Origin of the sequence: Lacrimispora sp. (assembly GCF_032078915.1) — a bacterium.
GTDB lineage: Bacteria > Bacillota > Clostridia > Lachnospirales > Lachnospiraceae > Lacrimispora.
Genome location: NZ_DAMAUN010000149.1, coordinates 1 through 8,862 on the forward strand (window position 1 = coordinate 1; position 8,862 = coordinate 8,862).

Consider the following 8,862-nt stretch of genomic DNA (forward strand, 5'->3'; position numbering starts at 1 on the left):
TAGACCCGGAAAGCGGGTGGTTCCACAAAGGTGAGCACAAACATGTTTTTGCATATCACCGCTTTTATCTCCATAATTTGTATCAAATAGCATATCAAGCCAGAACTGAGCTATATAATAATCACTACTTCGTGACTTCATATTTGAAATATGGATATTAATTTTACGGACAAAAAGGACGATAGTAAATAACCTATCGTCTGTTAGTACACCCCGGAAAAGCACACTGATTTCCAGACCTCAATGAAAGTTCTCTTATTACATCTTTAGTTGGTTCTAATTTTTTAGCTTTTTCTCCCATTTTCTACACCCCTATTATAATTTCTCGATTTATTTAATTATTAAATAGAAAAATATAGTATCACAATTTATTTCATAATAGCAAGAGCAGTAGTTTTTGTAACTATACCCGTAATATCCCCAACCAGGAGACAAGATACTCTTGTTGAGTTGCTTCATCCGATTTATTCGGTTCAAGCAAGTGAAACACCATGTAAACAATTGTTGATGTTGGTGACAATATTGACGAGAACATAAGAAAAGAGTCCATAATGGACTTTTTTAACGAACCCGTACTTACAGGTATACGTTGATTCTTTAACCTATGGGTGAGAGCTTGATTATATTAGCCTGGGCAACGTGTCAATCAGACGGGCACGTTAGATTTCGCCCCCTTTTTGGGGAACCAATTTTGGGTCAGTCAAATTTCACTCACCCCTTTTTCGAAATTCCTTTCTAGCTGATGTAGCGGAACTGCCACCTCTGATAATTTCCTTCACTATTAATAATACCGTTCATACACCCATAAGCATGACTGTATACGGTAATATTTGCCCTGATTCCAGCTTGTAAGGGTTTAGATGATACTTAAGGGTATGGGATAAAGTGGCTGAATGAGCCTTTAAAATGTGTTGTAGATAGGGTGTATTTTAGAAATATATCCTTGATGGAATATAAGTGAGCAACAACTGGGTGCCTTTTAAAATAACTTAGGATCAGTTTTAATAACTGACCCTAAGCATTAACATTTACATTCGTATTGTGCTGCCTCTTACTAATGCATTAGATTATCTAGTTTTGACTACATCAGTCTAAAGCAAAAAATTACCGCATATTGCATATGCCTGCGGTTTGTACATCTTCGCGTCTTACGGCTTCAAATAATTACTTTGAATAATGATAATCCACTTTACCAATACCAAAATCTGTGGCTAATGTAGTTTGTCCCTTACCTATAAAAAAATCCACCCAGTATGTTGATAATCCTGTCCCGTTGCCGATATCTTCAACTCTCCAGGTAGAGACTTGTCCATTAGCGGTTTTCACTGAATTAGTTGTACCATATTTTGTAGTAATTACTTGATCAATATAAATATATGTACCGAATGGAATCACAGGTGTTGTTCCGCTACTAGCATGAACAGCAACATACCCTATCGCCACAGGTTTACCGGAAGCCGTTGTTGTACCTTTTATATAATTCGTACAATCTTGATTTAAAACATAACTTGTAGCTGCATAAACTGGAGTCTCAAGAAATATTAATAGGGCAACAACTAAAAGTAAAACTTTCTTCATTTTTTGTATTTTTTTCATTTTTTTCCTTCCTTTCTTTTCATATCCTGCCATGCATATTCTGGCATTGTGCAATAGTATGAGACCTTGTCAGTGACTAAGTAATCTGTTATGAAACCACTTTTTAAACCCATATCTCTTTTTTTAACTCGCCATTCATCCCCCTCTTTCATTAGTTCTATCAAACTTCCATCATTATCTAAAACATATAAATGGTTATTACTAGTTTTATTATCAATGACTTTATTAATATTTCCATCGAAGCTACTATTAATGTTAAGAGATGTATCCCATAAGTAAAATTTTTTATTACCTAATAAAATTAGATAGTTGCTATATGAATATATCTTTTTAATTGGGGTATCGGTTGAAATATTCACCTCATTCCAATTTCCTTTATCTAATCTAAAAACCGATCCATTACTTAAAGCATAAACATTTCCGTTTAAATCTAAGTCAACAGCCACAACATTCTGATTAACAGGCAAATTAAATTCTTCCCAAGAAATGCCATAGTCCCTTGAATAAAATAATTTATTACTTGTTTGAATGCAAAAAAAGTTTGATTGATTTTTTGAGTTTACTATTTGTTCGGATACAGAAAAGATACTTGTCCACTGCTTTTCTAAATCAATATTTTTTAATAAGCTATTATCGGTCAAAGCATAGATTGTATTGTTGTTTTCTGTTGAAAGCCAAATACTTGAAATATAGTAATCTAAATCGAAGCATTTCCAATTGGAACTACTTTTCTTTTTCATCATTAAAATAGGTTGAGGATACATTGAATTTAACCCCTTATATCCCCAAGCAAACATCGTTGGTTCCTCAAGATAATTAGGGGAATAAGTCATACCTTCAAAACCTAAAGTATTGTCGGTAAAGACAGGCCTTTTATTTTCCATATAAAATAGTCCACCACCGATTGGCACCTTACATTGTGCTCTATTAATTAATTTAGTTATACTATTAAAATTAATTTGCGAGAAATTATTTTCTTCATCTATCCCAACTACAACTAGATTAGGTGTCCCATCATATTTATTTAGAGTAAAATGATATCCGATGGCCCAGCTAATACCCGGTTTAAGATTATAATTGTTTACTGAAATCTTTATTGCTTCACTAGAATCTAAATTTATTTCATTGCTTTCTATTAAGGAATCCTTATCCAATAATTCTCCCATAGAATTAGTGATTTTTGCGATCTTTCTATCACGTATTTCAAAAATATAATGTATTTCTGAATTGGGGGCAGTAAAATCTAAATTCCAGAACCTTCTTTTTCCCTTCATTCCTTCTTTAGAATTATTTGTATCTTCTGTATCTACACTTGTCATTGTATAAAGCAAAGCCTTATCGTTAATTTCTACTACTTTTTTGTATGCAACATTATAAGCTTCCTTTAAAGTTATGAAATCACTATTTTCTTTAACAAAAAAACATATAACACCAATAAATATGATTACTATTACAACAAGTATTTTTTTCGAATATTTAATCATGACTTCTCCAATTTCAATTTTTACTATGTGTAATAAAAAACAATATATTATCATATATACTATTAATCCAAATTATAATAAGGAACATTTTAAAATGAATGGCCTACCACAAAACAATTTAACAGATGAACTAATTTTATCTTTACTAAATTCTTATATAACCTCTGCGATCAACCAATATTATAATCAGTATTTTAATACCGAATTAGAGGTCTACAATTATGAAAATGAAATTCTTGATATCACAAGTTCAAATTACCTAACTGTAAGAATCGGAGTGTTTCCCCAAATAGGCGCTCATAATCCTGTTGGATATGATAGACTCACTTATACCGTTGATGCAAATGGAATCGTCATATTGCAAAAATATGAGCATCTAGCGTCTTATGAAATACCACCTCATTTAAAAGATAGTATTATTAAACCGCTACCAGAAAATTAAAAACCACATTTTCATATTTACAAACTTCTTAAGTTCAAATATAAAATAGTGAAACTATTTATAATATAAGGATAGTTTATATAGAATAATAAAGCAATAAAATCTCATCGCAATATATTACAAGATTTATCATAAGTACGGACTGAACGGTACGTTCATATCTTTTGTTGAAGTGAATTTATATTATTTTTCAGTGTTAATATTATTAAAAATTAAGAATATAATACATTATCATACATATCATTCACCAGGAAACTACTTCGAACTCAAATAGTAATATTTACTATTGTTAATATCAGAAAATTCCAATAATAGATTTTTGTAAAAATGCGTAAAACCTCTACAAATAAAGCATTCTAGCACATTACCTTTTCTCTTAATTATCTGACAATTAAGTGTATTCACTGATTTTTATTCGGAACTGAGTTCGGTAATATGCGTATTTATAAGCAAAACATATTTTTAGATAATTTATTTTCAACGAATCTAATGTCTAAATTCTTTATAAACCCTTTTAAATAAAGGCTTTTCTCGAACTTCACTAAAATTTGTATATATTCTGATATGATTGCAGCAGGATTACACTATTCCAGATAATAAAAAAAGCTAATAAACCACTGTAAAATAAGGATTCATAGCTATTTCTTCCATAATTAAAAATGTGTGTTGACGAAGTCCATTTTGAACGCCAACTATTTTGTTGTTTTAATAACTCACACAATTTATCATTCCGCCGTATTCGGTCTGAATCGAAAACTAAACTTATATAGTAAACGCAAAAAAGCCATGACCTTGCAGCCATGACCTTTCTAGAAATCAATCAAATATATATCAAGGGGTAATCAATCCCTGGATACCAAAATTACAAATCCATAATAACATGTAACAAGTTACGTTACCACTTTAATAATCTACTACGTTTTCGCTCTTAACCTTCATTTACCTCATTTGTGGTAAAACCAACTTGAATATTGAAAGTTGGCTATATGTATAATTTATTTACTTTAATGGTTTATATGCAATGCCATCCATTTGGCATAGACAAGTCTGCCCCACAAAATCCGTAGTTGTTGTCATTCTTACTGGCGAACCATTTTTGAAATACTCTTTAAAAACATCAGCGGCCAATCTAAAATCTTTAATATCTCTTAGATAAAGATTTATCTGCACTACATCGTCAAGTGTTGCGCCAACGGAAGAAAGTGTGTTCTTCATGCTTTCAAAAGTCTTTCGCATTTGGTAGACAATATCTTCTTTTTCTTGCCCTCCTCCATGATGAGCAAGGAAAATGTAATCCCCAGCAATAATGCATGAAGAACAAGTCTCATCTCCACAATGGGTCGGCATTCTTCTTATCATAATAAAATCTCCTTTCGCGAAACAGAACTAATGTTCCTTTACTATACCACACCAACTTTCAATATTCAATTATCAAGTAGCAATATTTCTTTTAAATCTCATATCCTCCCTCATTCATCTTTTCCAAATCTAAAAATATATCCCGCAAGTTCTCCATATCAGTCTTAACGAAATATGCTCTTCCTTCTATATTAATAGAATTCCCCCACTCACAAGCATGTAGTATTTTTTGCTCCATCAGCTTAATGCCGTATGCAACACCCCTCTGATACTCGGATTGAACTATAGTGTTTAATTCTCTTTCTTCGATATGAAACATATTCTTTTTCCTCCTGGACTAATTTATTTGTTTGTTTTCTTCTATATAATAGATGAAAGAATCACAGTAGCTTTATGTGATTCTGTAAGGCATTTTCAATTTCTTGTCTCTGTAATCCGATATAGCGTTGAGTAGTTACCGCAGATGAATGTTGTAGGAGCACACGAACCAAATTAATATCATAGTGGTTATTCACGTAAATACTCGTTGCAAAGTATTTTCTAAAGCTATGCGATCCTATCCCAGAATATCCAAGATAATCACATACTAGTTTCAAATGCTTATTGACTGCTCTCTCCGATATATCAAACAACTTGGCAGCAGGATTGATATTATTTTCCAGAGCATAGTTCTGCATATAGATATAAATATCCGTTGGTACTGTGAATTCCCTTTTCTTTTTGGTTTTCTGCTCCACAATATTTAGTCTATATCTATCCCCATCACGAATGATGGCTGATAATCTCAACTGTAATATATCGCTGATACGCAAGCCTAAATTTGCTTCCAATGACAAAGCAGTTGCTATTCTTGTGTTGGGCTTTACTATATGACCATCGGTGCATAAAAATCCTGATCGCATTGTGTAGATGATTTCTTTATACTGTTCTTCTGTAAGTGCTACCGTTTCCTTATTCAAATTTCTCACCACCTTTAAAAGTTCCTATTTTCATAATGATTTAGTTCCTATTTCTACAGCCTAAAATTATGACATCGTAGAAACCACGTAAATTAAGGAAAGTTCCTAAACTCATACATTATTGGAACTATATATTTGATTGCCATTTTCTTTGAATCAGCCTATACTATACTTATGGGATAAAAGTGTGCAAACTCTCCATGATTTTTGAAACTTTTTGAATTTTTTTGAAGGAGTTGATACAGATTAATATTGAACTTAAGAAACGCAACAGATTTAAAGAGCTGTTCTACAGTATATATAACAAAGCGGAAGAGTTCGCATTTTTCATCTTACTGAAACTACCAGAGAATCTTATTCCGTCTATTTTTATTGAGTGGATTGACAGATATACCACAAAAAGAATCAATGAACTAAAGCAGCAGACCATTAAGCAAACATGGACAAAACTTTCATTGGAAAAGGCAGTAGATGCAATCCGTCAGCAAGGTTCAATTAAAGCACCCTCAAGAGATTAATACTCTCCTGTTGGTGCTTTTTCGATTGTAGATCAATGCTCCATATGCTATAATTAAATTGTATAATCAAAAGGAAAACGGATGCGATTTTCCGATGTTAGATGCCCTCTAGTATTACGAAAGAGAGGGTGATGCCCTTATGAGTACAGGCGAAGTTTTAACCTTGTTACTTGTGGTTTTTGCGGCTCTGTCTTACATAGACAATCATAACAACAAAAAGAAATAGCATCCCACCGTCCAAAGTAGATGCTATTTCAAAATAGGTATTTTTACTGAGGGCAATCGGAAATTTCAATTCCGAATACCTTTCTAAGTAGATTATACAATGGAGGGCTTGGGAAATCAAGTCCTCTTTTATTATTTCTCGTCCTTGAATCTACTTTCATATGATAGTTCAGGCTTTAGGTCAACTTTCCATTCAATTAGATCTAGTGGTTGACATTGTAAAAGCTGACAAATATCTTCAATTGTCTTTGTGCTAACATCACACATAAAATCTTTTCCGTCATGTTCCTCTTTATATTTTTCTAACTTATTTTCAATTTCTTCCATTGAATCAGCAGAACACATTTTTAACTTTGCAAGCGTCCCTTGAGGAATCAATGCTTTCTGCCTAATCGTATACGTTGTGATTCCCTTTTTCTTCAATTTTTCCATCAATTTATTGTAGTTAACCATAAACATAAGCTCCCATTCATAATATACATTCATTTACGTGTATATTATAACACTCCTTCCCCTTTTAATCAATCGGCACCAGTAGAATTTTCCACCAGTGCCGACACACCTATACCATCTTTTCCAAAAGTTTATGTACAATTTTCCATTTAAGCTTATTCGTATACTTCTTTTCCATTTGATGTATGAAAATTTCTACTATACGTTCCTGAAAATCATTAGGTAAAATACTACCCTTGAATTGATTACAAGTTTCACATGTACAAGTTAGGTTTTCCACCTCATCTGGCCCATTCATGGCAAGCGGTATTCTATGATCTAGCGTCATATCTTCAAATAGCATTTTACGTACACATAATACGCATCGGCCATCTGCTTTATTATAAATCATTTTCCGAATATCGGCAGAATAATGTTTCCTTCGCTTCTTTTTCTTTCCCTTGCTTATTTCAAGCGTATAGTACCCTCGGCACTTACCAGGCGCTCTTTGCATCTTACGATTTGCACCGTAAATATTAGAGAATCTTTGCGCTTCTTCAATTCGTAGTGTCTTAATAATACCAACGCTTTTCTTTTTGGCAATGTAATACTGTCCATTAGTTAGTACAAAAGCCATATTCTCCCCTCTTTCAATCTGTTAGGCCATTTCTTAGCCAAACATTAATTCTTTTACGATTACCTTGATCTTTTTCATTTCTAAATAGCATGTTGATGAAGAAATTTCTATCATAGAACATATTTCTTTATCGCTGTATCCTTTTATTTTTAAAAAAGCAATTTTTCGTTGTCTATCTGGAAGATTGTCTAATACAGTTTCTAGCAGGAGATTTTCCAGCACATCAACTTCAGCAGATTTCCCGCCAATAATATTATAAAGTCCTTCTCTCTCGAAATATTTAGCGTCTAAACTAATAACTGTTTCTTCTGACTTTCTCTTTTGTCTATTTTGTGCTCTGAAATAATCCTTAATTTCTGATTTCATCCATAAACAGCCTATCGTAGAAAATTGAAACTTATTTCTTAAATCTTCTCTTCTATGATATAACTGCACCGCCTTAAGATATCCGAAAATAGCTATGTCATAATACTCTTCAATACTGTAACCATATTTGTGAAGATAATGATATACAAGCCCATGATGTTCTTCTGCATATTTCTTTTCCTGGTCATTTAATGGCTGTAACTTATGATATTTCATGTGGCTCACACTCCTATTCTTTGATTGATGGGAAGATTGTCACTTGATGACAACCCTCCCTTTGATTGCTTAATATACTTAGAAGAATTTATCAATCAGTACCTTAATTATTGCTTTCTGTAATTCCTTTGTATGCTCAGACAAATCAACCGTGATGCTACAATCCCATTGCTCCATACTATCATTCACGGCATCATGAAAACCTATTTCAACACTATAATCAATCGGCTTTCCAGCTTCTAGTCTTATACGCAAGAATGTAAAGTCCATAACTACAGGCTTCTTACTCCACTGTAAACATCTTTTATCTTTATGTTCGGGATGTTCTGTAATCCAATCTTTTTCTTCTTCAACATACCTTTCCTTTGCGATTTCAATAGCCTTGTTTATTTCGGTCTTCATTTCCTCGGACATGTCAAAAATATCAATGGAGATTTCCATGTAGTCTTCATTAAATGTAATGTTTCCTAACTCTAATACTCCAATGTTTGTTGTCTCTTTTCTTGCTTTCCATTTCATCATAATTGATTACCCCTGCTTTCTGATTATATTTGATTGATTTCTACGGTTAATTACCGATGGGACAATGTGGAATCGAACCACATAGAAAACCGTTTGTCCCTACCTT

10 protein-coding genes are annotated in these 8,862 nt (G+C 32.7%); 1 reads left to right on the plus strand and 9 read right to left on the minus strand.

All coding sequences use genetic code 11. The features are described 5' to 3' along the window. Positions 1-1,164 precede the first annotated feature (1,164 nt). Both RT269_RS28900 and RT269_RS28905 read right to left on the minus strand, forming a co-directional pair. On the minus strand, positions 1,165-1,596 hold the full coding sequence (locus RT269_RS28900; protein WP_313187900.1) for a hypothetical protein: 432 nt from the start codon (positions 1,594-1,596) through the stop codon (positions 1,165-1,167). After that, entirely contained in the window at positions 1,593-3,080 is a 1,488-nt protein-coding gene (locus RT269_RS28905; protein WP_313187901.1) for a WD40/YVTN/BNR-like repeat-containing protein, read from the minus strand. Before RT269_RS28905 ends, RT269_RS28900 begins: the two co-directional genes overlap by 4 nt. Before the next feature lie 94 nt (positions 3,081-3,174). On the opposite strand from RT269_RS28905, the gene RT269_RS28910 reads away from it, so the two are divergent. Beyond that, positions 3,175-3,522 (plus strand): DUF3888 domain-containing protein, encoded by a 348-nt coding sequence (locus RT269_RS28910; protein WP_313187903.1) that lies wholly within the window; start codon positions 3,175-3,177, stop codon positions 3,520-3,522. Between the two features lie 999 nt (positions 3,523-4,521). Here RT269_RS28910 and RT269_RS28915 read toward each other — a convergent pair. From RT269_RS28915 to RT269_RS28945, 7 genes are all read right to left on the minus strand, one after another. Continuing rightward, positions 4,522-4,881, minus strand: coding sequence for a RidA family protein (locus RT269_RS28915; protein WP_313187904.1), 360 nt, complete (start codon positions 4,879-4,881; stop codon positions 4,522-4,524). 91 nt (positions 4,882-4,972) lie between these two features. After that, positions 4,973-5,200: a hypothetical protein gene (locus RT269_RS28920; RefSeq protein WP_313187905.1), complete on the minus strand. Its 228-nt coding sequence runs from the start codon at positions 5,198-5,200 to the stop codon at positions 4,973-4,975. A gap of 61 nt (positions 5,201-5,261) precedes the next feature. Continuing rightward, positions 5,262-5,840, minus strand: coding sequence for a tyrosine-type recombinase/integrase (locus RT269_RS28925; protein WP_331664260.1), 579 nt, complete (start codon positions 5,838-5,840; stop codon positions 5,262-5,264). Between the two features lie 875 nt (positions 5,841-6,715). Then, positions 6,716-7,036, minus strand: a complete 321-nt coding sequence (locus RT269_RS28930) for a helix-turn-helix domain-containing protein (RefSeq protein WP_313187907.1) — start codon at positions 7,034-7,036, stop codon at positions 6,716-6,718. A gap of 109 nt (positions 7,037-7,145) precedes the next feature. Next, positions 7,146-7,652: an HNH endonuclease gene (locus RT269_RS28935; protein ID WP_313187909.1), complete on the minus strand. Its 507-nt coding sequence runs from the start codon at positions 7,650-7,652 to the stop codon at positions 7,146-7,148. Between the two features lie 33 nt (positions 7,653-7,685). Next, a complete protein-coding gene (locus RT269_RS28940; protein ID WP_313187911.1) occupies positions 7,686-8,234 on the minus strand; it encodes a sigma-70 family RNA polymerase sigma factor in 549 nt (182 codons plus the stop codon). Between the two features lie 78 nt (positions 8,235-8,312). After that, the gene (locus tag RT269_RS28945; protein ID WP_313187913.1) at positions 8,313-8,756 is read right to left on the minus strand and encodes a hypothetical protein; all 444 of its coding nucleotides are present in this window, start codon (positions 8,754-8,756) and stop codon (positions 8,313-8,315) included. Positions 8,757-8,862: the final 106 nt, after the last annotated feature.